The following is a 24,478-nucleotide window of genomic DNA, read 5'->3' as shown; positions in this document are numbered from 1 at the left end:
ATCGGTAGTAATAGCCGTCTATACCATTGCTGCGTTAAACAACCGCGCAACCACGCCAGGGTAGATCGCTATCCCCACCCACGATTAGATCGCAAATAATCTGCGCTGAAATCGGAGCCATGAGAATGCCATTACGATAGTGTCCGATCGCAACCAGCACATTTGGATGACCTGGGACAAAGCCAAGAATCGGCGATCGCGCCTTTCTGGGGCGAGGGCGATCGCCAGCCCAAGTTTGCAAAACCTTTGCCTGTTGCATCAGCGGGCAAAACTGGCTGGCGGTTGCCAGTAATTTTGCCACGTTTGCCTCTCTTGGGAGATCTTGAGGGTCGAATTCCACCGTTGCCCCTACCCAATAGCGGTCTTGCCCAAGCGGGACAATATTAATGTCGCTGCCGTTGAGATCGACGGCATGGATTACTTGAGCTACATCCAGGCCAGGTAAATAGATCTCGATCGCTTGACCGCCCACGGGCATTAATAAAGGCTCATCGTTGCCCAGATTCAGACTATCCAGCAACCGATCGGAGCCTAAGCCCGCTGTAATTACGATCCAATCGGCATCCGGCAGATCGCTCAACCTTTCTACCGGGGAACTAAAAATAAACTTTGCGCCATTTTGCTGCGCGGCTTGTACCAGCGCCTGCACTAATTTAGCGGGATTAAGGGCGCGATCGCTCTCGCTATACGTGCCGCCCTCGGCAGCGAGCAGAGGATACTGAGATCGCAGTGCCGAGCGATCGAGCCACTTTAAACTAAAACCCTGTGCCTGTCGAGCCAGAATGGTCGGCGACCATTTTGCCTGGGCATCGGGGTCAGCATAGATGGACAGGATCCCAGCCCGATTGTAGGGGATATCCCAGCCAGTCTCTGTAATTAGAGCGGCGATCAGGCGATCGTAACGCCTCAAACTTGCCAGTCGCAACGCGACCAGATCGCCATCCGGTTTCTGGGCGCAAGCTGCCATTAGCACGCCTAAAGCTGCACCTGTCGCACCCATGCCAGGCTGCGATCGCGCCTCAATTACCTGTACCGGCAGAGATAAACGGCTTAATTCGTAGGCGATCGTCGCCCCTATAACGCCGCAGCCAACTACTACAACCCGATTTTTGCAAGTCATCTACCCTAAGAAACAGAAGAAGTCCGGCGGCGGCGGCGGGAAGCTTCCGGTGATTTGTGAACGGGTTCTTCGATTAGTTCTAGTTTAGATTCATTGGCATCAGGAATTGATTCTGTCGAGATCGCAGGTACTTCCACTACTTGGGCTTCGGATAGATCGGGAAAATCGGGCTGTGAGTCAAACCTACCTGAAATTATTTCTGAGTCAACTTCCTCAATGGCGGGTTCCGTGCTATTAGCTGGAATTGCTACAGGCAAAGTAGGTAAAGTTTTGGGAGATTCTCCGGGCAGTACCACAGAGACAATCGTGTTGCGCGGGTCTTTAACTTCTTTGCCTATAAAGACTAAAGGAGAAATACCCATTTGCGCGTAAACTTCTTGCTCTTCTAAAGTCATCTCCACAGTTACGATCTCGGGTGGTTCCAACTTAGGCCGAGGCACTTCCCGCTTACCGCTACGTTCGATCGCTGGCGCAGGTTCGGTCGGCACGTCTACATCTGCGGCTGTAGCTGTGGCAGTTCCACTAGCTAGCTTAGGAGATGGCATGACACGGGCACTGGCATCCCGTAGCTCGTGGCGAGAACCTCGCCCCTCCAGCGATGTACCAACCGATCTTTCCCGATCGCGATCGTCTCTATCTCTTTCCCTACTCTCTCGTTCTCTACCTGAGTCTCTACCGGCCTCTCGAATGGACTCCCTCCCAGCCTCTCTGCTGGGTTCTCTGCCAGGTGGCAGGTTGCGTCTGCGTTTGCGAGAGCTATTGCTGCGCTCCTGATAGCTGGGATGATTGGCTAAGTTTGGTTCCGTGCCACCACTAAGACTGTAGTTGCGATCGTCAATGTCGATTTCAGGTTTAAACGCAAATCGACTTTCCCATTGTCGAGCGCTTACTTCTGCTGGTTGCAGATCGCTCTCTCCGGGCAGATGTACCAAATGTCCCAGCCCTCCACAGGTGGGACAAGGACGACCAAATAATTCATAGATGCTTTGTCCTTGACGCTTACGAGTTAACTCCACTAGGCCTAATTCGGTAAGCTGGGCGATTTGCGGTCTCGACTTATCGGCGCGCAGTGCCTTATCAAAGTGATCGAGGAGTTGTAGCTGATCGCGCCGCGAATCCATATCGATAAAGTCAACTACGATCACGCCAGCAATATTGCGCAGGCGCATTTGCCGCGCTACTTCCGTGGCGGCCTCGCAGTTCGTCCACAGTACGGTTTCGCGCGAAGTCTGCGATCGCGTAAACGAGCCTGAATTAACATCAATTACGGTGAGGGCTTCGGTGGGCTGGATGATAATGTAGCCGCCACTGGGCAGATCTACGCGCGGTCTTAGAGCCTCGCGGATCGCAGCACTAACTCGGAAGTATTCCAGAATATTGGAGCGTTCGCGGTGGTGGTCGATAAATACACCCGTGGGAATTTTGCCTTCGCCCCAGTTGAGTAGATGTTGCTTGACCCGCCGCATCCCATCACTGGTGTCCGTAACGATACGGTTCACATCGCTGGTGTAAACGTCGCGCAGTACGCGCTGAATAAAGTCGCGATCGCGATCTAGCAAAGTTGGGTAACGTGTATTGCTAGATTCCTGCTGCACAAATTCCCATTGTTTGAGCAGATTATCTAAATCCTCGACGATCGAATCTTCGGACATATCCTCAGCTTCGGTACGCACTAGCAAGCCCATGCCAGAGGGCTTGATCAAGATTGCCAATGCCCGCAAGCGACTGCGTTCGCTCTCGCTGCGGATCCGCCGCGAAAGGTTGACACCCCGTCCAAATGGCATGAGGACGACATAGCGACCGGGCATAGAAATATTACCCGTCAGCCGAGGGCCTTTATTGCCCGTTGGCTCTTTCATCACCTGCACCAGCACCCTTTGTTGCGGTACCAGGAGATCGTTAATCGTGCCACCAGAGCGCCGGAGCCGCAAAGGCCCTAAATCGGTGATGTGAATAAACCCATTACGTTCGCCTTCCCCAATATTGACGAATGCAGCATCAATACTGGTTAAGATATTTTCCACTACACCCATATAGATATCCCCAACCTGATGGGTGCCAGTGGCAACAATGATTTCTTCTATTTGATCTTCGCTAAATACAGCAGCAATTCTATGCTGCTCAGCAATAATAATTTGCTTGGGCATTCAATTTCCTCAAAAATTTTTGGGTCAGTCGGTTAAGTCTAAGAATGCCGTGCTGTATACGATCGAGCCCGGTATCTCTTATGAGAGGTTTCATACCTAAGGCTGAATATTTAATTTACTGATGCTACGGGAGATCCTTGTCTCGCCTAACCTGTATATAACCCCTCATATTCAAGGGTTGCAGGGGTACAGCCACCGCTTCGGTTCTGTTCCCGTCTACCTGAGGTATAGGGTTTAGGTGTGAGAGTTTCAGGATCTTCCGCGTAAGATGAGTAATTTACTAACAGCACGCATATTTGTGTCTGACGAGCCTAGATCGGGCTTGATAAAATGACCTGATAGCTTGGCAAAAGAGTTTAAAAGAGGATAACTATATTTGGATAGTACATCTATGAATATAGCTACGGGCTGCATCCTACATTTGTACTACACTAAACCCACTCATCCTCCCCTTGCTAGGGGGAAGCACTGAAGGTGTGGGGATAATGACAAATCTGGGATGTTCTCTAGTCACTAAATACAGGCAATGAAATCAAGATTCAGATAATTAATCTAAATTCTTAGACTGAAATATTAACGCTGCAAGAGGCGCAAGCAAGCAACATCTTTAGCTTTTACTTGGCTATTGGTAGCCTAACACAGTATTATAGCGCAATACAAAAATGTTAAATTTCTTTAAGGTGTCTAGCATAAAGAGAGGGTATAGTCCTGATTACTCGCATAGTCTTAGTGCGCCACGGCGAAAGTAACTTTAATACGGCTGGCTTGGTTCAGGGGCGTGGCAACCTCGACCAACCCGAACAGCAGTCAATCCTGACTACCAAAGGTCAAGCGCAGGCAGCAGCCGCTGGTTCAGCCCTAGCCGATCTCTCATTCGCGGCAGCCTATGGCAGCCCCTTAATCCGTGCCCGACAAACGGCAGAAATTATCTTAGCCGCCTCTACGAATCCACCTCCACTGCAGTTACACGAGGGTTTATACGAAATTAACCTGCCTGAGTGGGAAGGTCTTACTTTTGAACAGGTGAAGGCGCAATTTCCCGATGCCTATTATAAGTGGCGCGATGCTCCTCATGAATTGAGCATGGGCGATCTCTACCCGGTTCGCGATCTGTTTGCACAGGCACAAACCCTATGGCGTGAAATCTTACCACGACATCAGGGTGAAACCATCCTGCTAGTGGGTCATAGCGGTATTAATCGAGCCTTAATTGCCACCGCGATGGGCTTACACCCATCACACTACCATCATTTACAAAAATCTAACTGTGGGATTAGCGTTCTAAACTTTACGCAGAGCAGCGATCGCGAATTAGGTTTTAACGTTCAACTAGAGTCTCTTAACCTTATCAGTCACCTATCGACCTTAACAGGTAGTGCTTTACCCAGCAGCCGTAAAGGACATGTCGGCCCCCGCATCCTGTTAGTGCGTCACGGAGAAACAGAGTGGAATCGTCAAACGCGCTTTCAAGGACAAATCGACGTTCCCCTCAACTCGCAGGGGCAGGATCAAGCCAGATGTGCGGCGGAGTTTTTACAATCCGTACCCATTCATCGAGCATTTAGCAGCCCCATGCTGCGTCCTAAGGAGACCGCTGAAAAGATCTTGAGCTACCATCCTGAAGTAGCGCTCGATCTGCTTGACGACTTAAAGGAAATATCCCATGGTTTATGGGAGGGCAAGTTCGAGCATGAAATCGAGACGGAGTTTCCTGGTGAATTACTCAGGTGGCAGAAAACGCCCGGCTCCGTGCAAATGCCTGAGGGTGAAAATCTGCAGCAGGTTTGGCAGAGGGTAGCACAGGTATGGCAATATATTGTCGAGGCCACGCCACCCGGCGAAACCGCGCTTGTAGTTGCCCATGACGCGGTTAACAAAGCAATTCTCTGTCAGATTTTCAACCTGGAACCGGATAGTTTTTGGTCATTTAAGCAAGGCAATGGCGGCGTGAGTGTAATCGACTATCACAACGGTGGCGATCTCCCTCCCTGCCTGCAAACGATGAATATTACTACCCATCTCTCTGGTTGCGTTCTAGATACGACAGCAGCAGGAGCCTTGTAGCGATCGAATCCAGGTAAAAAGCTTTCAAACAACTGTGGGGTGGGCATTGCCCACCCCACAGTCTATCCACGTAAATGTCGGTTAACTTTACTGAACGGTAATCTTGCCAACCATGCCAGCACCACGGTGAGGAGCGCAATAGTAGCTGTACTCACCTGCTTCGCTGAAAGTAGTTTCTACCGATTCCTTTGGTTTTTGAATCAGTTTCTTGTGGGATAGAGCGTCTTGCCCATCAATCACTACGTTATGGGGGAAACCTTTATTATTCACCCATTTAACTGTGTCACCTGCTTTGATTGTGAGCGTAGACGGCTCAAATACAAGCTGTCCGCTTTTAGATCCCATCAGGACGGTGTGGGTTTCTGCTAATGCAGGAGCAGCATGAAAAACAAGGCTGCTCAATGCGATCGTGAAACTAATAAACAGGAGGCTTAAACGCCCAAAAATTGATTGCTTTTTCATGTTCTGCTGTTTGAGTTTAGAATTTTGCTTGAGCGATGCGATCCGATCTGAGATTGCTCGATCTCTCAATAGTCTCTTAATTTTCTCTTAATAGTAGATCTTACCACCACCCCAGCCAATGCCTCTGACTTTAGGTTGGTAAAGAATATAACCAGCAATTTGCTTGAGTTCTTTATCGGTCAAACCGCGCATAGTGGGGAAAATGTCATTGCTTCTCAAACTGGGGTGAGTCTCGTAGATTTCCTCCACTCCATCAAAGGTGGTGGGGTTCTTCATGAAATCTACTAACCCTTCTACGGTATTACGGGGGGGAGTTGCCAAAGCTAGGCTTTCTGGATCGAGCCCGACGTTGGGGTTGGTGAACGTGGCTCCACCAACATGGCAGGTGGCACAAGCATTTTGAAATAGCTTCTTACCGGCTGCAATATCTTTAGTTGACAAAATGATTTTTTCCTTGTCATTGAGTTGCACTGTGCGCATCTCAGCAGTTGACTCCGCAGCCAGGACACTTGTTGTTATAAACTGCCAAGCCAGGAAGATCGTGGCGATCGCTAACAAAAGTAATTTGTAAGGTTTTCTCATAGTAGGCAAAGTATTTTGAAAATAAACTTATGATGACTTCTTTTCTGTGGTTTGGGCTGCTAGGATAACGGCTTTAGCATCTTCTAGAGCAAGCTTTGTTTGAATATCTTGGTAGCGAATGCCAAGTCGATCGCAAAGTTGACAGACCATTTCAACTGAGATTTTATAGTCTTCAGCAATCTCCGCAATAGAATAATCCGCAAAGCCCATAATTATTCCTTAGTTTATTTAACGTTAAAACGGGGACATTTTAAGCCATATTTGCAAAAACGATGCAGCTACTTATGGCAGTCAGCGGTCAGCAGTCAGCAGTCAGCTTGTTGTAGGGGGGCTAGCCGATCGCCGATCGCTAAATCCCTAATCTTTGCTTGAGTGCAACCTGTGCTTCTTCGCGATCGTCAAAGTGAATTTTTTCCTTGCCCAAGATTTGATAGTCCTCATGTCCTTTGCCCGCGATCGCGATCGTGTCGCCCGGTTGGGCGTTGGCGATCGCCATTTGAATGCTAAGCCGTCGATCTACTTCCACCGTGACCGGCAAAGCACCATTCGTGCTGGTAGGTATACCCGCCAGAATATCCTGCAAAATCTGGTTTGGCTCCTCGGTACGCGGGTTGTCTGATGTGACGTAAATGCGGTCGGCCAGTCGCGTCGCAATTTCGCCCATCAGAGGGCGCTTGGTGCGATCTCGATCTCCACCGCAGCCAAAGACACATACCAATTCGCGCTGCGTAAACGGTCGCATTGCTTTGAGAATATTCTCCAAGCTATCGGGCGTATGGGCATAGTCTACTACTACGGTAATGTCCTGTGCGGGGCTGACCTGTACCCGTTCTACCCTGCCCGGTACGTTGGTAAATGCGGGCAATCTGGCACCGATGTCTTCCAAACTAATACCCAGATGCAGGCAGGCAGCGATCGCTGCGATCGCGTTGTAAACATTAAAGCTACCGACTAAGGATAAATTAAACGCCATTGCACCAGCAGGAGTATGTAATGTCCCCTGGACACCATTGGGGCTGTAGGTCAGGTTTTCGGTATAAAAATCTGCCTGTTGATTTTCCAGGCTATACGTCCAAACCTCCGATCTCTTAGTTAAGGCAGCTAGCTTTTGACCGTATGGGTCATCCAGATTAATTACAGCCCGACCTTGAAGATAGTCGCGGTTAAACAAGAGGGCCTTAGCTTGGAAGTAGTCATCCAGATTGCGATGATAGTCCAGGTGATCCTGGGTCAGGTTAGTAAATACAGCTACTTCAAATGGGCACCCCCATACCCTTTTCTGATCCAAGGCGTGGGAACTTACCTCCATGATGCTCGCTTGGCAGCCGTCATCTAAAGCTTGCTTGAGTTGCGCTTGCAAAAAAGGAGCAAAAGGCGTTGTATATGCAGCCGTTTGGGTATATCCCTGCCAACGGGAGTAGAGCGTACCAAATAAGGCGGTGGGGTAATGTGGTTGTAATAAAAACTCGATCAGATGCGTAGTGGTGGTTTTGCCGTTGGTCCCCGTTACCCCCACCAGTTTCATTTGCCGAGCAGGGAAGCCATAGAAAGCCGCCGCTACCTCAGCACAGGTAGTTACCACATCGCTAACGCGAATTAGCCCATCTTTATCCAGGGTAACCGTATCCGCAACGATCGCGGCGATCGCGCCCTTATCCAGAGCATCAGAAGCAAACTGACTGCCGTCCACCTGGCTGCCCGGCATTCCAATAAATAGATCGCCTGGCTTGCAAGCCCGCGAGTCGGTGGTGATGCCCTGCACCGTTTGTAAATCGCGATCGTGGTTTTGATACTGACAGTTTGCTGTTTGGAGAAGTGTGCCTAGATTCATGTTTGTGGTTTGATATAGGGGATATCGAAGGGGTTAAGCATTTGTGCGGAATGCTTACTTTTGAGGCAAAGATTGTCTGGCAAATGCTTAACCCGTCCATGCGATGGTAGTCAGCGTCGGGAAGTATGTTAACCAATATAGGTGGCGTAGCAGATGACATTCTTGCCGCCCTGTTTGGCTGAATCAATCAGGCTATCGGTAATCTCGATCGCTTCATCAACTGTTTGCGGTACGGATTTGCAATTTAATACGCCGATGTTTAATGCGATCGGCCAGTTATTTTGGTTCATTTCCGCAAAAATTGCCATTTGTAGGGTTGATATAGCAACTTCAGCACCCTCTTGGGGTGTCTCTGGTAACAATAAGGCGAAACCTTCGCTGCCAAGTCTTGCCACTGTATCAGTTTTCCTCAAAGATTTCTTACAGATACTGACAATCGATCGCAGCATGGCATCAGCTTCGTCGCGATCGCGGCGCAGGCCAAGTTTGAGATTGTCTAACTCAAGATAAGCAAAGGTTAAAGGTCGTTTGTATCTAGAAGAACGCTCGATTTCGATCTGGGCTACTTCCCAGAAAGCATGGGAATTGACCGCACCCGTACTCTGGTCAATACGGGTGAGTGCTTGCCTGTGTAAAAGCGATTTTTTGAGAGCGGATAGGAGCAAAATCGGACAGACAAATAACCCCAGCCTCATTACAGCATTCCAGGCATAAATGAGGGGGTGGGAATAGACTTGCCCCGCGCTAATGTCTCCGATTAGCCATACCAGCGTACTAACAGCCGCCGCCCATATGCCACTGCGACTGCCGATAAACCAGGCGATCGCTGCTAGGGGGACTAAATAAAACAGGGATAGCGATATTTCATAACCCGTAAGGTAATCGATGATACCCAACAAGGCAATTTGAATGAGTCCCGCTATTATCCAAAACGCTTTGCTCTGCCTTGCCAAACTTTTGATCATGTTACTCATATTGCTTTAGTAGTTCTTCCAGTTTGGCGACTGGCGATCGCGGTGACAGACGGGGTAGTTCATAGGTGCGATCGAGTTTTTCATCCCACAGACACAAAACGGGTATTTCATATTGGTACTGTTCAAACCAGTTGAGGTTACTAGTTATATCGCGAATCTCTAGATCGAATTGCACGGCTTGAACCTGTTGCAATTTTTCTAGCAAACCCTCGCAAAGGTGACAGTCTGGTTTAATGTATAGAATCAATTTCATGGAATGTGTTTCGTTGACTACCAGATTGCATCAACCGCTACTTATATAAATTTTTTATACAACATAGATTTGTGATGCGAATTAATGTAAACTTTGCCAGTTCTCTTTTTAGGTTGCCAAAAACAGTTTAGCGCTGGTCGAGGTACTTCTGCTCTCTATTGTTTATTGTTTCCTTCACACGCACAAGCCAATGTTTAATAGCTCGGTACAAAGTCCCAAACCTAAGAAATGGTGGCTGCTATCCTGCTTTGTAGGTTCTATGGTGCTGACACCAGCAGCTTTAGCAAATCGGTTAGAAACCTTTGTCTTTGACACCACCCGCAACCGTATTGAGTTTGCTACTACAAAAAATATTTACCCTAGGGGTAAGTTGATCGAAAACCCCACCCGTTTAGTGATCGATTTACCAGGGGCTGAATATAAGGGGGCCACAGTGCGTCGCACGATTGGGAAGGCCGTTCAGGCAGTCAGAGTGGGGAAGGTGGATGAAAACACAACGCGCTTAGTGGTTGAATTTGCACCAAGCTTGACTATAGACGACAGCGAGCAACTGCAACTGAAAGCCATGAGTTCGACCAGTCACTGGTCGGTACAGTTGCCGCAATCCGTGTCGAAATCGTCACTAAATACGCCCGCACCAATGGTATGGCCGACAAATGGCATCATTACCGCTGCCTTTGGTTGGCGCATTCACCCGATCACGGGGCAAAGACGCATGCATAAAGGTATTGATATTGGGGCTCCTACTGGTGCACCCATCCTAGCTGCTGACGACGGTATTGTAAGTTATGCGGAATGGGATGATGGCGGCTATGGCAACCTGGTTGAGATCACTCACAATGATGGTGGGCGTACGCTTTACGCTCATACCAACCGAATTCTAGTCAGGAAGGGACAGAGGGTCAGACAAGGGCAACTGATTGCAGAAGTTGGCAGTACGGGGCGCAGTACGGGGCCGCACCTGCATTTTGAAGTGCAGCCCGATGGTAAACATGCCACCAATCCCATGGCTTTTCTACCCAACCGCTATATCGTATTTGACGTAGCAGCAAGATAAAAATCCCAATCTCCCCACACCATGCCGATCGCTATTGCCGGTACCCATAGTGGTGCTGGTAAAACTACAGTAACGCTGGCGATCCTGGCAGGATTGCGGCGCTGGGGCGTGTCCGTGCAGTCTTTTAAGGTGGGGCCAGATTATATTGACCCCATGTTTCACGCTGCGGTAACGGGTCGCCCTTGCCACAATCTCGATCCGGTTTTGACTTCGGCTGAATATGTCCGATCGTGCTTTGCTAGGCATAGTGCGAAAGCAGAAGGTGCTGTCATTGAGGGCGTGATGGGTTTATTTGACGGTGCTGGTAGCGATGGGTTTGGCAGCACTGCTCATATAGTCAGACTATTAGGCAAATCTGTTTCTGCAATCCTGGTAGTTGATTGCAGCCGGATGTCGCGATCGCTAGCCGCGATCGTCTATGGCTACCATCATTTCGATGCAGACGTAAAATTAGCTGGAGTAATTCTCAATCGCGTGGGTAGCGATCGCCACCGCGAGATTTTACTGGAAGCGATCGCGCCTTTGGGTATACCGGTTTTAGGAATTTTAACTCGCGAGGATGGCATTAAGCTGAGCGATCGCCACTTGGGTCTAGTTCCTACCGAAGAAGTGGCAAACTTTCGCGACATAGTCGATCGACTAACCGAATTGGGGCAGCGCTGCTTTGACTGGGAGCGACTCATGCCTTTAATTAAAGTGAGTTCGACAAACTTGAAACAGACATCTACGCCATTATGCTTAGATACGCCAGTTAGAATTGCCGTAGCACGCGATCGCGCTTTCAACTTTTACTATGCCGATAATTTGGAGCTTCTAGAACGCGCGGGGGCGGAGTTGGTATATTGGAGTCCATTGGAGGATGAAAAGTTACCCGATCGCATTCAGGGCTTGTATTTTGGTGGTGGTTTTCCAGAGATGTTCGCCGCGCAGTTAGCAGAGAATAAACGCGCGATCGCGGCAATCGCCCATTCCTATAACCATCACATGCCCATATACGCTGAATGCGGCGGGTTGATGTATCTCAGTCAGGCGATCGCCGATTTTAACGGTAATGAATTTGCTATGGTAGGCGCGCTGCCAACGCGGACTGTCATGACTGACAAACTCACGCTTGGCTATCGTCGCTGCCTACCCCTACCCCCCGGTGAGGGTTTAGCATTTGCCCGATCGTCTTCACATCAAACGCAAGAATTCATGACAAATGCTAAACCCCTGCGTCCATCGCCAACCCCCAACCCCCAACCCCCCGATCGACCGATTTGGGGGCACGAGTTCCATCGCTCTCATCAGACCGTTGCTTCCGATTGCCCACTGCATCGGTTAAGAGACTATGCCGATCGCGATTTGGGTACAGAGGGGTGGCGCGGGCATAACTTTTGGGCTTCCTACGTGCATTTACATTGGGGCGATCTTCCGACCATTGTTAAGGGATTTGTCGAAGCGGCGCGATCGCAAACGGTACTTTCTAGCTCTAGTTATAATTAAGGTAAGAGGCTTGACCTCAAAATGTACGCGGCACTTACGCAACAGAGTTCTCAAAACCACTTTTCAAGATGGCTTCAAAGATGGCTGCAAAGGTTCTCCCCTTTTGCTAGGCTTTACCTGCCCAGAGTTAGGGTAGGGAAATAGGGGAGGTGAGAGGTTGAGTAATTGCAGTGCTTAACAAGGGACTTCTGCATAGGGTGAGTAATAGGCGCGTAAGTCCCGGTTCTTATTTCCTGCAAAGGGGAGTCTAACTATGGATGACATATTTTTCGATCCGTTTAGCGAACCTGACGGCCCTGGTAATACGTCTGGCAACAATAACGATTTTAGCTCTGACAACATGGGATTTGTCTTCGATCTATTTGATAGCTTTTTACCTGGTGACTCGAACGCGTTTGATAGTTCAATTCCCTTTGATATCTTCGGCAACGATCCCTTATATCCCTTTGATGTCCCGAGCTATGACCCAAATCCCTTAGATATCCTGGGTTATGCTGGCATAGGTTTGTTCAGCGTGTTTGGCTACGATCGCTTATATCCCTACGATATCTATGGCTATGATGGCTTAGTACCTTTCGATGTCTACAATGATGGCGCTCTAGTTGGCTCCGGGAGCAACGATCGCCTTATTGGCACGGCTGGGAACGACGTGATTTACGGCGATCGCGGCTTTGATATCATTACGGGCGAGGCGGGTAATGACACGCTAATCGCTAGCTCCGATGGTGGTTTCCTTAGTGGTGGCAGTGGTGATGATATCCTCTATGCTGGCTTTGGCAAGACTTTCATGCAAGGTGATTCTGGTAGAGACATATTCGTAATCAGCGCCGCTACAGCTACATTCGACCCCAGCCAGGCTCATGTTTTGCTGGATGTGAACGATACTCGTTTTGACGGCAGCAATACTGGAGACACGGTCAACATTTCTAATACTTTACCGGGCGAGCTGGTTAACCTATTTTCAGGGGCAGAGTTTAATTTTGCGATCGATGGCACAGGCAGGTTAGTATCAGCGAATGATACAGTGATTGCACTAGATTCTGGCAACTTTTTGGGTGTAGTCGTAGGACAAACTCCGAGTGAAGTTGCCAATCACCTTGTGATTACTTAGTTAAAACTTGCAAGCCATGCCTGAGTTCGCATTGCGACAACTGAAAGCACAAGCAATTAACGAAGAGAACTTTTACCCCTTTGGGCAGGTGATCTATGCCTGCGAAGATGACGTGCCCTACAGCGATCGCGATGCGCAATTACATCTACAGGATGGCATTCCCAGGTTTTATATCATGCGCCTGCTCGAGAAGGGGAGAAAGTTTCATCGCCTTGCTCGTCATGCTAAATGCACGCAATGCCTGGGCGCTCTGGATGGCAAAGATTGGTTAATTGCTGTGGCTCCTCCTTCCGCAGGAGGAGTCCTGCAAGTCGATCCAAAAACTATTAATGCCTTTAGGATTCCTGGCAATTGTTTCATCAAACTGAACTGCGGTACATGGCACGCGGGGCCATATTTTGAGCACGAATTCGTCGATTTCTATAACCTGGAACTGAGCGATACAAATATCAGCGATCGCGTTACTTACGACCTCATGAGCATTCACGGTCTAGCATTTGAAATTATCTAACAGTATCGTCTCGGGTGGCTGCAACTTTTGTCGCCAGGCAACATAGGGGCAAGCGATGCGGATTGGGGATTAATTGGCACAAATATCAAGCTGCTGGTATAAGCTGGCGATCGCTCGGACTAATATCCAACTCGTTGTCCGTGGATTTACGACAAGCCGCTAGATCCTCAAAGATCGTGAATACTCGATCCATCTTAGTAATTTCAAATAAAAGGCTAACGGATTCCTGCAACGAGCACAGAAACAGCTTACTTTGATGAGCTGAGGCAGTCTTAAGTACAGATAGTAAAGTACTGAGACCTTGACTATCTAAAAACTCCACATTTTGCAGATCTAGCAGGACAGGAACATCTTGCGCTTGATTCATTAGCTGGTTAGCGGCAAAATAGCCTTCCACTCTGCGTAGCAACTCTTCTGATAGATCTCGATCTAGTTTGGTACTGTCAGGTCTAATTACCAGCACCGACCCACTCTTAAACACATTGAGAGCGGCTTGTTGGTCAATTAAAGTGAGTGTAGTCATAGCAGATCTTAAAGTTGTGTTAAGTATTATGTCCGCCTCGGTTCCAAATAAATGCATCCAAATATACTGAGATGCTGAAGCAAGTTACCTCACTACAGAAGCAAGTTGCTTCACCCCAATGGACTAAACCTGAAACGAGTTTCCTCACCCCAATAGGCTAAACCTGTTTCAGCAAATGCCCGATCGCCTGGCTAAGGCATCAGGTATGTTCTTTAAACTTATTTGCCATGCTAGATCGAGATTGTGAAAAACTAGAGAAGGTTTTGCTGGCCTTAAGTTATAGCGATAGCCAATAGGCTGAGGACGGGGTGCAGGGGTAGAACCCCTGATGGGGGCGCAGCCCCCATACCCCCTGTGCTAACAGATTCTGTATATGGCTATAAGTTGGTCAGTAAAACAACTTAATTCCGATGCTGTTCATGTTACCCAGGTTAGTCAACTGTCATAACGCCAAAGCAAAATTTCTCGATGAAGTCAAATTAGCACGAGAAATGCTTGGACATGCCACCCATGCTCTGCTATGATTAGTTGCCCAAGAATCATCACGATTCTGGAGAGGTGGCCGAGTGGTTGAAGGCGCAGCACTGGAAATGCTGTTTAGGGGTAACTTTAACGAGGGTTCGAATCCCTCCCTCTCCGTTAAAAGCTTTTTTGCTCCCTGCAAGCAATTGTTGCAAAGCTGGTCTAAGCCTTGAAGATAGCATCAAGGTTAAGATAGCTTATGCAGGTTTATATAGCGACCCTAAATCATTTACGAACGGGGTGCAGGGGGAAAACCCCTGTGTGGGGGCGCAGCCCGCACACCTCCTTTTTCGCAAACATTTGTGATTGCTATATGCAATGCGATCTAGTCAAACAAGCTAACCAGGCAAGTTATGTACAACCCCATTCAAGCGATCGCCGAGGATTTGCTGTATCCGAGCGAAGATGGTAAGCCTATGGCAACCAATCCAGAGCATTTCAACACATACCCCACAAATGCGACAAACAATGCCTCAACGAACGCTTATGTTTGATAATCCTAATTTCTTAGTGCTGGTGCTTGTCAATTTGCTAGTAGTAGCTGGCATTGCGATCGCTCTGCGCTATTCTCAGCCCACAGGTTGGGAATCTAGCCAGGAATCCCCTAGAAGCGATCGCTCGAATGATTTGCAGGATCGATCTCAGGAAGTCGCCGCGCTCAAACAGGAATGCTTAAACCTGCGCGAGCAAATGCAACAACAAAGCGATCGCTTGCTGGCAGAACACCGCGAAACAACTTTTCAAGCGTTGCAATCTTTGTTGACTCAGTACCCAAGTGTGCGACAAATGGCTCAAGCCAAACCGGATTTACCAGCGAAGAATCTGGTTGCTTTATTTACACCGTTGGATAATTTGATGCAGAACTGGGAATACGGATCGATTGGCGAGGCATGGCAGCAAGTAGCCTTCGATCCGCAGCTACATCAGAGCGATCGCGACGATATAGCTCCTGGTGAAATGGTATACGTGCGGTTTGTGGGGTATAAGACTCAGGGCGATCTCATTCTCGTACCTGCAAAAGTGAGCCGGACATTGCCTAAAGTTACGGGTGCTTAGCTATGACTGTTGTGGCGATCGACTTTGGCACTAGCAATACTGTAGTTTGCACCCAAGATCCAGTAACCAAAGCACCTAGAACGCTGCGGTTCGGCAATTTATCGCGCGCGTTTGCAGGGGAGTCCGGGTCAGTCTATGTCGTACCCAGTTTGGTATACATTCGCGATGATGGGTTTGTATTGGGCGAACAAGTGCGATCGCAGCGCCTGGGGGTCTCGCAGCCGCAACGTCTGTTCCAAGCCTTTAAACGAGATTTGATGGCTGAATACAGACCGCCGTCGCGCGTAATCGATCGCAAAGGCTATGATGCCAGGTTGGTATCAGAAATCTTTCTCAAGTCAATTTGGCAGAATGTCTGCCAGCACTTAGGCGAATCGCAACCTGAATGCGCCATCATCACCGTACCCGTTGGTGCATTTGATTCCTACTTAGATTGGTTGAGGGATTTTGCCGAGGAATTGGGAGTCCCCAAAGTACAGTTGGTTGATGAATCAACGGCAGCAGCTTTAGGCTATGCCGTACAGATTCCAGGCTCGATTGTGTTGGTCATCGATTTTGGCGGCGGTACGCTAGATCTGAGTCTCGTGCGTACAACTCCCACCCATAACGTGCAGAAAGTTGTCAAAGCTCAGGTAATTGCTAAGTCCGATGCCTATGTCGGCGGAGTGGACATCGACACCTGGATTGTAGAGCATTACTTGGAACAGATTAGTTCGTCAAGAACTGAGGTGGGAGAGATCGGATGGCTCAATCTTTTGGAAGTGGCAGAGAAACTGAAGATAAAACTATCCAGCGCTCAAGAGGCCAAAGAATCCTGGTTTGATGATGAGAACTTTATATCCCACGAAATAAAACTCGATCGCGCAGAGCTATCAGAGATATTAGAAGCAAGGCAATTGCTCGAACAATTACGCTCTACATTGGATGAAGTTCTGGCGATCGCAATTTCTAAAGGTGTAAGTAAAAGCGAGATCGAGCAGGTATTGCTAGTAGGCGGTAGCTGTCAGATCCCTGCCGTGCAGCAGGCGATCGTTTCCTATTTCGGGCGACAGCGAGTGAGGCTGGATAAACCCTTTGAAGCTGTAGCGCATGGAGCTTTAGTATTAGGCCAGGAAGTTACAGTCGATGATTATCTCAGGCATGGCTATGCCATCCGTCTATGGGAACCGCATACTCGCTCCTATTCCTACTTCCCATTATTCGACAAAGGTACGCGCTATCCTTGTCACAGAGAAGACTTACTAATATTACAGGTGGCACTGGACGGACAAAAAGAGATCGGGCTTGATATCGGTGAAGTGGCAGAAATATCGCAAGCCGAAGTTAGTTATGACTCGAAAGGCCGCATGACTAGCAGTCGATTGCAGCAGAGATCGGATTTCAGATCGTTGATCGATCCGCGTCATGTGATTGCTAAGCAAAACGCACAGGTATGCATCGCCCACCTCGATCCTCCCGGCAAAATTGGTATGGATCGCATTGAAGTGGCATTTGAAGTAAACGAGCAGAGAGCTTTGCTGGCTACAGTTAGAGATCTGCAAACCCAGAAGATCCTGGTCGATCGAGGCGCGATCGCGACCTTAGAGTAATACCCAATCCTCGATCGAGACATCTCTCATTGCCAAATAGCTTGTTCTAGCTGCGCGATCGCGGTCTCCAGATCGTCGTTGACAATTGTCAAATCGAATTCCGGCGCGGCAGCGATCTCTGTTTGAGCGCGTTCGAGACGTTTGGCGATCGCCGCTGCATCATCGGTACCGCGATCGCGAATTCTTTGCTCTAAAACTGCGATCGAAGGAGGAGCAATAAAGATTTTCTGGGCATCTGGAAATGCTCGTGCTACCTTTCTTGCCCCTACTAGCTCAATTTCCAGCAATACTACCTCGCCAGCTTTGACCCATTCTTCAACCGCTTGCCGGGGCGTGCCGTAGAGGTTGCCAGCATACTCCGCCCATTCTAAAAAGGCATCCTCAAGACGCTTTTGCTCGAACTCTTGACGACTTAAGAAGAAATAATCCTTGCCGTGGACTTCCCCTGTCCGAGGCTGACGAGTAGTAGCCGATATGGAGAAAACAAATCGATTGGGGCGACGCTCTGCCAGAATTTTGAGCAGAGTGCCTTTCCCAACTCCACTTGGCCCCGTGACTACAACTAACTTACCATTTTGCTTGTGGCTCGATGAGTCTCGCTCCGGGGTATTAACCCTGTTAGTTGCGCTAATCAGTGGCTCCATCTTTAGTAATTACAAAGCGATTGGCTACGGTTTCGGGTTGAATTGCCGACAGGATCACATGGCTTGAGTCCATGATAATTACAGCCCGAGTACGCCGACCGTAGGTGGCATCAACCAACTGAGCGCGCTCGCGGGCATCACTAATGATACGCTTAATTGGTGCAGACTCAGGGCTGACGATCGCTACAACCCGGCTGGCAGCGACAATGTTCCCGAAACCAATATTGATGAGCTTGATATCCATAGGTTATGAGTGATTTGAGCTTAAAGATGTGTGACTAACTTGATTTTTCTCTGGATTTTGTCATTTATTATAGCTAATCAATTTTATAGTTGGGGATAGGTTATATAACGCTGATTGAAAGACTCTGCCCAAAGACGGAAAATTAGCATGGATGCAAACTAATAAAGGCTGTTTGCGCTAAAGTATTAAATAAAGTCATAACGAGTACGGTTTAGGTGTAAATCATGGTAGAAAACGTTGTAATTATCGGCTCTGGTCCGGCGGGATATACGGCGGCGATTTATGCTGGGCGTGCCAATCTCAAACCTCTAGTATTTGAAGGCTTGCAAGCTGGTGGTGTTCCTGGCGGGCAACTCATGACTACAACCGATGTAGAAAATTTCCCAGGTTTTCCCGTTGGCATTGTCGGCCCAGCCTTGATGAGTGCCATGAAACAGCAAGCCGAGCGATGCGGAGCAGAGTTGGTGACCGAAGATGTCACCTTTGTGGATTTGAGTTCGCGACCGTTTAAAGTTCGCTCCGCGCACCGCGAAGTGGAAACCCACAGCATTATCGTTGCCACTGGAGCCACTGCCCAGCGCTTGCACTTACCCAGCGAGCCGCAATTTTGGAATAAAGGCATTTCGGCCTGTGCGATCTGCGATGGGGCAATTCCCATGTTTCGCGGCGTGGAATTAGCAGTTGTCGGCGGCGGCGATACGGCGGCTGAGGAGGCCATCTTTTTGACTAAATATGGTTCTAAGGTACATCTGCTCGTGCGCCGCGATCGCATGAGAGCCAGTAAAGTCATGCAGGATCGGATATTAAATCACCCCGATATTGAAGTGCATTGGAACACCATTCCGGTCGATGTTTATGGCAATGGGGTCGTGCAGGGCATCAAGCTGCAAAATACAACCGATGGTAGCGAACGCGATCTGCCCGTCGGCGGGTTGTTTTACGCGATCGGTCACAAGCCCAACACGGATTTATTTAAAGGGCAACTGGAGTTGGACGATACAGGCTACATCATCACGCGCGGCAAATCCACCGCTACCAATATTGAGGGCGTATATGCCTGTGGCGACGTGCAAGACCACGAGTATCGTCAAGCGGTTACAGCAGCGGGAACGGGTTGCATGTCGGCTCTAGAAGCAGAAAGATGGCTATCTGCCAAGGGCTTGAGTCAGGAGTTTCACCAGGTACCAGTACCTAAATCGGACGTGGCAGATAACACCACAAGCACTGAGAGTAATGTTGCTGAATTTGAACTCGCGCCTGAGACTTCTATGACCGATACCTATCATGAGGGCAGTATCGCTCTGCGTCAGCTTTACCACGAAACCGACAAACTCATCATGGTGAAATATACGTCACCTCACTGCGGCCCCTGTCACGCGCTCAAACCCATCCTCAAAAAGGTCACCGACGAGTTTGTCGGACAAATGTATGTAGTCGATATAGATATCGAAGCCGACCCCGAAATTGCGGAATCGGCTGGTGTTATCGGCACGCCGACCGTTCAATTTTTCAAAAATAAAGACATGCTAGGCGAAATCCGTGGCGTGAAACAAAAGAGCGAATTTCGCGAAGCGATCGCCATGTATTTGTAACTATTGACCAGTTCTACGTTTTTTGCCTGCAATTCCTGGCTGGGCAGTTGCAGCCCCACTTCGATCTTTATTTCAATATCACTACCGATACGATTAACCGGAAATATTTATAGCCATAAACAGATCTGTTAGGACAGGGGGGTGTGGGGTCTGCGCCCCCACGCAGGGGTTCCACCCCTGCACCCCGTCCTAAGCCTGTTGGCTATAGCTATAAGATCGGGCATTTGGGTGAATGCAGTCGAGCACGAACAAGTTAGATTACAACCAGATTGTCAGGCAATCTACGGTACAAAAAATGCCACAGGAGGAACAGCATGAAGATGCGTAAGCTAGGAAATCAAGGACTGACGGTTTCAGAAATAGGTTTAGGTTGCATGGGCATGTCTGAGTTTTACGGAGCCAGCAACGATCGCGAGTCCATCGCGACAATTCACCGCGCCCTGGACTTGGGCGTGACAATGCTCGATACCGCCGATATGTACGGGCCATTCACAAACGAACAGTTAGTAGGTCAGGCAATCCGCGATCGCCGCGATCGAGTCATTATCGCCACCAAGTTTGCCAATATGCGAGGAGAAGATGGTAGCTTTATCGGCGTAAATGGTAAACCGGAATACGTCAGACAAGCTTGCGATGCCTCGCTCCAACGTCTAGGTGTAGATGTAATCGATCTCTACTACCAGCATCGCGTCGATCCCACCGTTCCCATTGAAGATACGATTGGCGCGATGGCAGAGTTGGTCAAGCAGGGCAAGGTGCGATATTTAGGCATGTCGGAAGCTGGCCCTGCCACGATTCGACGCGCTCATACCGTACATCCAATTACGGCACTGCAAACGGAATATTCTCTGTGGAGTCGCGACCCTGAAGATGAGATTTTAGCAACGGTAAGGGAATTGGGAATTGGATTTGTGGCCTACAGCCCGCTCGGACGTGGCTTCTTATCTGGAACGATTACCAACCCTGACGATCTGGCCGAAAATGATTTTCGCCGTCATTCTCCCCGCTTTCAAGGCGAAAATTTCGCTAAAAACCTGCAAGTAGTGGAAAAAGTAAAAGCGATCGCCACTGCGAAAAACGTCACTCCCAGTCAACTCGCTCTAGCGTGGGTACTGGCTCAAGGAGACGACATCGTTCCTATCCCCGGTACTCGCCGGCAGAAAAATCTGGAAGAGAACGTCGCAGCAACTGATATCGCGCTCACAGATGATGAACTACAGCAGATCGAAGCGGTTGCGCCAAAGGGATTTACCAGCGGCGATCGCTATCCAACTGCGAGCATGAGTTTGCTCAATCGCTAAGAAGAGCAACTGAATCAGATATCTCGCTCGTTCGCTTCACGCTATATCTTCAAAGCCTGACGAGCGAGATGCTTTCGTAATTGCGCAAGAAACTGGAGGTAAGGCCGATAGCATCCCAACAAAGCAAACGGGCATTTGCGGATCGAGAACAGAAAAGCGATTAAACGATCTGAAGATCGAGGTTGAGAGCACCTACTCTAGAAAAAGCGAGCAAAAAATGAATAAAAAGTGAGCATGTTTTGGCCCAAAATGAGCAAAAAGCGAGCATGTTTTGGACTGGAAAGCGATCGGCGATCGGGGGATGATGTGTTTGAAGATTTTCCACCGAGGCTTTAGTTACAGTGGTACCTACCTATTCCCACTACTCCCACTGGGGCGAGAGCCTCCTCAAACACAATCGAAGAGGTAAATGACATGGGCGATACAGTTGATGGTCTCGATCCTCTCACTAGAGCAGGCGATGCAGCTACGATAATAGATCCGCCTGAAGAGGAGCTACTGCTTAACTCCAACAACAATCTCCCCTCGCCACCTACAAGTAATCTGACTCTCTTTCCTGCGTCCGCACCTGCTCCTTCACCTACTGCTGCCCCTGCTCCTCCACTCCCTGCTCCTCCCAAACTTGTTGATGGTGCTGCTTTTTACACCCTCAACGATTCCAATGGAGTATATGGGATAAATTCACGAGGGTTGGGTTTGACTGGTAAAGGGATAGCGATCGGGCAAATTGAGGTAAGACGGCCTGGGCTGCCAGGTTTCGACAAGAATGATGGGAATATGAATGGCATACCTGACTTGGTTCATCCCGACGTTCAACCTAAAAAAGTCTTTTTTCAAGATAATGCAGCCACAGCAGATAGAGCTTTAGAGGTTGGTACTGGTCATGCCATCCTGGTAGCTGGAGTTATGATTGCAAAAGAGAATAGAATGAGAATGAATGGCGCAGGGGTGGCACCAGATGCCGAACTCTACTCCGGAGGCATCGTAGGAGGCAATTTCTCTAAGGATCTCATTACAGTGCAAAATATTGCTCAGCAAAATGACATTCGTGCGATCAACCTCAGTTATGGTTCCCAACTCTCTCCTACAGATAAATTTGACGGCAGTTCCACTTATACTCAATTCTTTGATTGGTCAGCAAGCAAGTACGACATTCTCTATGTGGTAGCGGCTGACGAAAAAGACGAAAAAGGTAATTTCAGCAATAAACTTCCAGTTGACGAGTTTAACGGAGTCACCGTTGGGTTCACCCATGTCAAAGATGGGAAATTCAGTCAAGTAAGCACCGATAACGTCTTCTCTTCAGCAGGACTTCGTGACGTAATCGATCTCGTTGCACCTGGTGAGAAAATTGTAGTACCTTCTCTGGACGGTCAGTTTGTAGGTGCTTCAGGCACTAGTATTGCAACTCCCCATGTCACTGGAACCGTTGCCTTGCTTCAGGAGTTCGGTGATAAACAAATTGCTGCCAAGAAACCTCTTTGGAATGCTAATGCACGACATCATGAAGTGATGAAAAGCGTTCTGATGAATTCAGCCGATAAGGTGGAAGGCATTCTCGGAATGGAAAAGACCATTATTCGACCGGGTGGTTCAAACTGGCTTGATTCTATCGCTTTTGTCAAAAAAGCGGTTCCCCTAGACAGCGTCACAGGAACCGGACAACTTAATGCCAAACGCGCGCTAACCCAATTTGAGCCTGGCGAATCTGGCTATAATGGGCCGGAGGCTAAAGGGGAGGCTACAGTTTCTGCTATTGGATGGGACTACGGAACCACGCAGGCAAAAGACAGCACTAGAACCTATATCTTCGACAAACCACTGAAGAAAGACGGCTACGTTTCCATAACGCTTGCTTGGGATCGGAAAGTGAGCTTAAAGACCGATCTCAATAAAAATGGTGCCTACGATGCAGGTGATGAGTTCAAACAAGACGGTCTGACCAATCTAGATTTATACTTGCTTCCTGAAAAGGAAAACGATCTTGATAAGGCTATTGATTCTTCCATTAGCTCAGCGGAAAGTGTCGAGCATATTTTCTTCAAAATCCCAGAAGAAAACAAGAAATACAAGATCGTAGTGCATCAAAAAGACGCTCCCGTCGGCGCTCAAAATTATGGGTTAGCCTGGTGGGCTGACGCGTCAGACGCTCCCAACCCTCCTAGCCCTCCCAAACCTCCCAGTCCCACTCTCCCGGGCGGTGGCGGCAACGACACCATCATCGGTGGCGGCAACGATACCATCATCGGTGGCGGCAACGATACCATCATCGGTGGCGGCACCGACACCATCATTGGTGGGGGCAGCGTCACTCTTGTCGGTGGAGTGGGTAATGAAACTCTCGTCGGCGGAATTGGTAGCGATACCATCATCGGTGGAGCTGGCAGAGACACTCTGATCGGTGGAGTTGGCAACGATACCATCAACCTCGATCTCGGTAGCGACACCTTCCTCTATACCAATGGCGATGGTATAGATATTATCAACAACTTTTCCATAGGTGCGAATGGAGATTTCATGTCCTTTGAAGGGATTCCATTCATCGATCTTGTTGTGAATGGAGGCAATACCGAACTGCACATGGGTGATGGTATTGCTAACAATACAGGGTTTGGCGCGGGCGATCTACTGGTCACGATGGTAAGAACTACAGGCTTGACAGCAGCCAATATCGATCTCAACGTGGCAGCGACTAACAAGGCACAGTTTCTCTTTGCCTAGTAGACCAAAACAAAAGCTTTGAGGGGGGTGGATACGGTACCCCCCCTCCTAATCAAACCGATCTGCGATGTCGATCGCCTGATGCCAAATCCCGATCTGTTAACCCCTTTTCTCTAAGTCTGCCTGTGCAGACTTTGTTTGTACAGCCGCGACTTCCAGTCGCCAGGCAATAGGAGATCGGGACTAGCACTCATCGTAGGCTTCAATATCCAGCAGGTGGCGATAAGGTTCGACTAGGTCGGGGTTGGTAAAAGCAAGGGTGCGGAGCAGATGCCAATCCTGGAGGCTGGCAAACGCATTCGCGTAGTCGTCATTTTCTAAACGCGCTGCTAACTTAGCCACGTCTTCAGCAGTTAGCTTTGACACATCAATATTTTGAGCTTCATCTTTAGCTTGCTTGGTACTCATGGTTGCGTCCCATCTGAGTCAAAACTACGGTGTAGGCTGGGTAGAATAGCTTGTTTCGAGTCGATCGCGACCTGTTTCAACGGAGAGGGAGGGATTTGAACCCTCGGTACGGAGTTACCTGCCGTACAACAGATTAGCAATCTGCCGCTTTCAACCACTCAGCCACCTCTCCATGCCTGGGAATAGTATCTTATCAGATCGCAAGCATTTGTTGCTACAAAAATTTAGCGGTTCTACTACCAAATCTTCACAACTCGCCTTATGCATAAGTTTTGCCCCCC

The 24,478-nt window shown here is 48.9% G+C and carries 23 protein-coding genes and 2 tRNA genes; 12 read left to right on the top strand and 13 right to left on the bottom strand.

Annotated elements, in window-relative coordinates:
- Positions 1–34: 34 nt before the first annotated feature.
- On the bottom strand, positions 35–1,120 hold the full coding sequence (locus tag PSE6802_RS0121485; protein WP_019502098.1) for an NAD(P)/FAD-dependent oxidoreductase: 1,086 nt from the start codon (positions 1,118–1,120) through the stop codon (positions 35–37).
- A gap of 5 nt (positions 1,121–1,125) precedes the next feature.
- Positions 1,126–3,267: a ribonuclease E gene (gene rne / locus PSE6802_RS0121480; protein WP_019502097.1), complete on the bottom strand. Its 2,142-nt coding sequence runs from the start codon at positions 3,265–3,267 to the stop codon at positions 1,126–1,128.
- Positions 3,268–3,996: 729 nt separating this feature from the next.
- On the opposite strand from rne, the gene PSE6802_RS0121475 reads away from it, so the two are divergent.
- On the top strand, positions 3,997–5,331 hold the full coding sequence (locus PSE6802_RS0121475) for a histidine phosphatase family protein (RefSeq protein ID WP_019502096.1): 1,335 nt from the start codon (positions 3,997–3,999) through the stop codon (positions 5,329–5,331).
- An 87-nt stretch (positions 5,332–5,418) separates the two neighbouring features.
- Here PSE6802_RS0121475 and petE read toward each other — a convergent pair whose 3' ends face one another.
- The 6 genes from petE to PSE6802_RS0121445 form a co-directional block, all read right to left on the bottom strand.
- A complete protein-coding gene (gene petE / locus PSE6802_RS0121470) occupies positions 5,419–5,793 on the bottom strand; it encodes a plastocyanin (RefSeq protein WP_036946790.1) in 375 nt (124 codons plus the stop codon).
- 87 nt (positions 5,794–5,880) lie between these two features.
- Positions 5,881–6,375 (bottom strand): photosystem II cytochrome c-550, encoded by a 495-nt coding sequence (gene psbV, locus PSE6802_RS0121465; protein WP_019502094.1) that lies wholly within the window; start codon positions 6,373–6,375, stop codon positions 5,881–5,883.
- Positions 6,376–6,402: 27 nt separating this feature from the next.
- Complete coding sequence (locus PSE6802_RS0121460; RefSeq protein WP_019502093.1) at positions 6,403–6,585, bottom strand: hypothetical protein; 183 nt, start codon at positions 6,583–6,585, stop codon at positions 6,403–6,405.
- Positions 6,586–6,724: 139 nt separating this feature from the next.
- Positions 6,725–8,206: a UDP-N-acetylmuramoyl-L-alanyl-D-glutamate--2,6-diaminopimelate ligase gene (locus PSE6802_RS0121455; RefSeq protein ID WP_019502092.1), complete on the bottom strand. Its 1,482-nt coding sequence runs from the start codon at positions 8,204–8,206 to the stop codon at positions 6,725–6,727.
- A 128-nt stretch (positions 8,207–8,334) separates the two neighbouring features.
- Complete coding sequence (locus PSE6802_RS0121450; RefSeq protein ID WP_083901728.1) at positions 8,335–9,180, bottom strand: GGDEF domain-containing protein; 846 nt, start codon at positions 9,178–9,180, stop codon at positions 8,335–8,337.
- Positions 9,173–9,433 (bottom strand): glutaredoxin family protein, encoded by a 261-nt coding sequence (locus PSE6802_RS0121445; protein ID WP_019502090.1) that lies wholly within the window; start codon positions 9,431–9,433, stop codon positions 9,173–9,175. Before PSE6802_RS0121445 ends, PSE6802_RS0121450 begins: the two co-directional genes overlap by 8 nt.
- Before the next feature lie 259 nt (positions 9,434–9,692).
- Here PSE6802_RS0121445 and PSE6802_RS35505 point away from each other — a divergent pair, with 259 nt between their 5' ends.
- The 4 genes from PSE6802_RS35505 to PSE6802_RS0121425 all read left to right on the top strand — a co-directional run bounded on the left by PSE6802_RS35505 (position 9,693) and on the right by PSE6802_RS0121425 (position 13,597).
- Positions 9,693–10,490 (top strand): M23 family metallopeptidase, encoded by a 798-nt coding sequence (locus PSE6802_RS35505; RefSeq protein ID WP_019502089.1) that lies wholly within the window; start codon positions 9,693–9,695, stop codon positions 10,488–10,490.
- 21 nt (positions 10,491–10,511) lie between these two features.
- Positions 10,512–11,975, top strand: a complete 1,464-nt coding sequence (locus PSE6802_RS0121435) for a cobyrinate a,c-diamide synthase (protein WP_019502088.1) — start codon at positions 10,512–10,514, stop codon at positions 11,973–11,975.
- A gap of 253 nt (positions 11,976–12,228) precedes the next feature.
- Positions 12,229–13,086, top strand: coding sequence for a calcium-binding protein (locus tag PSE6802_RS31405; protein ID WP_019502087.1), 858 nt, complete (start codon positions 12,229–12,231; stop codon positions 13,084–13,086).
- A 16-nt stretch (positions 13,087–13,102) separates the two neighbouring features.
- Complete coding sequence (locus PSE6802_RS0121425; RefSeq protein WP_019502086.1) at positions 13,103–13,597, top strand: ureidoglycolate lyase; 495 nt, start codon at positions 13,103–13,105, stop codon at positions 13,595–13,597.
- An 85-nt stretch (positions 13,598–13,682) separates the two neighbouring features.
- On the opposite strand, the gene PSE6802_RS31400 is transcribed toward PSE6802_RS0121425, so the two are convergent.
- A complete protein-coding gene (locus PSE6802_RS31400; RefSeq protein WP_019502085.1) occupies positions 13,683–14,120 on the bottom strand; it encodes an STAS domain-containing protein in 438 nt (145 codons plus the stop codon).
- A gap of 552 nt (positions 14,121–14,672) precedes the next feature.
- Here PSE6802_RS31400 and PSE6802_RS0121415 point away from each other — a divergent pair.
- The 4 genes from PSE6802_RS0121415 to PSE6802_RS0121400 all read left to right on the top strand — a co-directional run bounded on the left by PSE6802_RS0121415 (position 14,673) and on the right by PSE6802_RS0121400 (position 17,287).
- A tRNA-Ser gene (locus PSE6802_RS0121415) sits at positions 14,673–14,759 on the top strand.
- Between the two features lie 236 nt (positions 14,760–14,995).
- Positions 14,996–15,136, top strand: coding sequence for a hypothetical protein (locus PSE6802_RS34320; protein WP_019502084.1), 141 nt, complete (start codon positions 14,996–14,998; stop codon positions 15,134–15,136).
- Entirely contained in the window at positions 15,129–15,698 is a 570-nt protein-coding gene (locus PSE6802_RS0121405; RefSeq protein ID WP_019502083.1) for a nucleotide exchange factor GrpE, read from the top strand. The genes PSE6802_RS34320 and PSE6802_RS0121405 overlap by 8 nt, the downstream gene beginning before the upstream one ends.
- Positions 15,699–15,700: 2 nt before the next feature.
- Positions 15,701–17,287: an Hsp70 family protein gene (locus PSE6802_RS0121400; RefSeq protein WP_019502082.1), complete on the top strand. Its 1,587-nt coding sequence runs from the start codon at positions 15,701–15,703 to the stop codon at positions 17,285–17,287.
- 26 nt (positions 17,288–17,313) lie between these two features.
- Here PSE6802_RS0121400 and gmk read toward each other — a convergent pair whose 3' ends face one another.
- Entirely contained in the window at positions 17,314–17,931 is a 618-nt protein-coding gene (gene gmk / locus PSE6802_RS0121395) for a guanylate kinase (protein WP_019502081.1), read from the bottom strand.
- Positions 17,915–18,175 (bottom strand): extracellular matrix/biofilm regulator RemA, encoded by a 261-nt coding sequence (remA, locus tag PSE6802_RS0121390; RefSeq protein ID WP_019502080.1) that lies wholly within the window; start codon positions 18,173–18,175, stop codon positions 17,915–17,917. The genes gmk and remA overlap by 17 nt, the downstream gene beginning before the upstream one ends.
- A gap of 224 nt (positions 18,176–18,399) precedes the next feature.
- Here remA and trxB point away from each other — a divergent pair, with 224 nt between their 5' ends.
- The 3 genes from trxB (at position 18,400) to PSE6802_RS31395 (ending at position 23,789) form a co-directional block, all read left to right on the top strand.
- Entirely contained in the window at positions 18,400–19,767 is a 1,368-nt protein-coding gene (trxB, locus tag PSE6802_RS0121385) for a thioredoxin-disulfide reductase (protein ID WP_019502079.1), read from the top strand.
- A gap of 314 nt (positions 19,768–20,081) precedes the next feature.
- Positions 20,082–21,068 carry an aldo/keto reductase gene (locus PSE6802_RS0121375; protein WP_019502077.1) on the top strand — a complete coding sequence of 329 codons (987 nt, stop codon included), beginning with the start codon at positions 20,082–20,084 and terminating at the stop codon, positions 21,066–21,068.
- Between the two features lie 414 nt (positions 21,069–21,482).
- Positions 21,483–23,789, top strand: coding sequence for a S8 family serine peptidase (locus PSE6802_RS31395; RefSeq protein WP_019502076.1), 2,307 nt, complete (start codon positions 21,483–21,485; stop codon positions 23,787–23,789).
- Positions 23,790–23,972: 183 nt separating this feature from the next.
- Here PSE6802_RS31395 and isiD read toward each other — a convergent pair whose 3' ends face one another.
- Positions 23,973–24,197 (bottom strand): protein IsiD, encoded by a 225-nt coding sequence (gene isiD / locus PSE6802_RS0121365; protein ID WP_019502075.1) that lies wholly within the window; start codon positions 24,195–24,197, stop codon positions 23,973–23,975.
- 80 nt (positions 24,198–24,277) lie between these two features.
- Positions 24,278–24,369: transfer RNA gene (locus tag PSE6802_RS0121360), tRNA-Ser, on the bottom strand.
- Positions 24,370–24,478 lie beyond the last annotated feature (109 nt).

It is taken from the genome of Pseudanabaena sp. PCC 6802 (genome assembly GCF_000332175.1).
Taxonomy (GTDB): Bacteria; Cyanobacteriota; Cyanobacteriia; order Pseudanabaenales; family Pseudanabaenaceae; genus PCC-6802.
This window is presented reverse-complemented; position numbering and strand designations above follow the sequence as displayed.

Excerpts from the sequence above, each read along its gene's own strand:
- PSE6802_RS0121435 (WP_019502088.1), top strand. The coding sequence starts at position 10,512 with ATGCCGATCGCTATTGCCGGTACCCATAGTGGTGCTGGTAAAACTACA.
- PSE6802_RS0121405 (WP_019502083.1), top strand. The coding sequence starts at position 15,129 with ATGTTTGATAATCCTAATTTCTTAGTGCTGGTGCTTGTCAATTTGCTA.
- PSE6802_RS35505 (WP_019502089.1), top strand. The coding sequence starts at position 9,693 with ATGGTGCTGACACCAGCAGCTTTAGCAAATCGGTTAGAAACCTTTGTC.
- trxB (WP_019502079.1), top strand. The coding sequence starts at position 18,400 with ATGGTAGAAAACGTTGTAATTATCGGCTCTGGTCCGGCGGGATATACG.
- remA (WP_019502080.1), bottom strand. The coding sequence starts at position 18,175 with ATGGATATCAAGCTCATCAATATTGGTTTCGGGAACATTGTCGCTGCC.
- psbV (WP_019502094.1), bottom strand. The coding sequence starts at position 6,375 with ATGAGAAAACCTTACAAATTACTTTTGTTAGCGATCGCCACGATCTTC.
- PSE6802_RS34320 (WP_019502084.1), top strand. The coding sequence starts at position 14,996 with ATGTACAACCCCATTCAAGCGATCGCCGAGGATTTGCTGTATCCGAGC.
- gmk (WP_019502081.1), bottom strand. The coding sequence starts at position 17,931 with ATGGAGCCACTGATTAGCGCAACTAACAGGGTTAATACCCCGGAGCGA.
- isiD (WP_019502075.1), bottom strand. The coding sequence starts at position 24,197 with ATGAGTACCAAGCAAGCTAAAGATGAAGCTCAAAATATTGATGTGTCA.
- PSE6802_RS31395 (WP_019502076.1), top strand. The coding sequence starts at position 21,483 with ATGGGCGATACAGTTGATGGTCTCGATCCTCTCACTAGAGCAGGCGAT.
- PSE6802_RS0121460 (WP_019502093.1), bottom strand. The coding sequence starts at position 6,585 with ATGGGCTTTGCGGATTATTCTATTGCGGAGATTGCTGAAGACTATAAA.
- rne (WP_019502097.1), bottom strand. The coding sequence starts at position 3,267 with ATGCCCAAGCAAATTATTATTGCTGAGCAGCATAGAATTGCTGCTGTA.
- PSE6802_RS0121445 (WP_019502090.1), bottom strand. The coding sequence starts at position 9,433 with ATGAAATTGATTCTATACATTAAACCAGACTGTCACCTTTGCGAGGGT.
- petE (WP_036946790.1), bottom strand. The coding sequence starts at position 5,793 with ATGAAAAAGCAATCAATTTTTGGGCGTTTAAGCCTCCTGTTTATTAGT.
- PSE6802_RS0121400 (WP_019502082.1), top strand. The coding sequence starts at position 15,701 with ATGACTGTTGTGGCGATCGACTTTGGCACTAGCAATACTGTAGTTTGC.
- PSE6802_RS0121425 (WP_019502086.1), top strand. The coding sequence starts at position 13,103 with ATGCCTGAGTTCGCATTGCGACAACTGAAAGCACAAGCAATTAACGAA.
- PSE6802_RS31400 (WP_019502085.1), bottom strand. The coding sequence starts at position 14,120 with ATGACTACACTCACTTTAATTGACCAACAAGCCGCTCTCAATGTGTTT.
- PSE6802_RS31405 (WP_019502087.1), top strand. The coding sequence starts at position 12,229 with ATGGATGACATATTTTTCGATCCGTTTAGCGAACCTGACGGCCCTGGT.
- PSE6802_RS0121455 (WP_019502092.1), bottom strand. The coding sequence starts at position 8,206 with ATGAATCTAGGCACACTTCTCCAAACAGCAAACTGTCAGTATCAAAAC.
- PSE6802_RS0121450 (WP_083901728.1), bottom strand. The coding sequence starts at position 9,180 with ATGAGTAACATGATCAAAAGTTTGGCAAGGCAGAGCAAAGCGTTTTGG.
- PSE6802_RS0121485 (WP_019502098.1), bottom strand. The coding sequence starts at position 1,120 with ATGACTTGCAAAAATCGGGTTGTAGTAGTTGGCTGCGGCGTTATAGGG.
- PSE6802_RS0121375 (WP_019502077.1), top strand. The coding sequence starts at position 20,082 with ATGAAGATGCGTAAGCTAGGAAATCAAGGACTGACGGTTTCAGAAATA.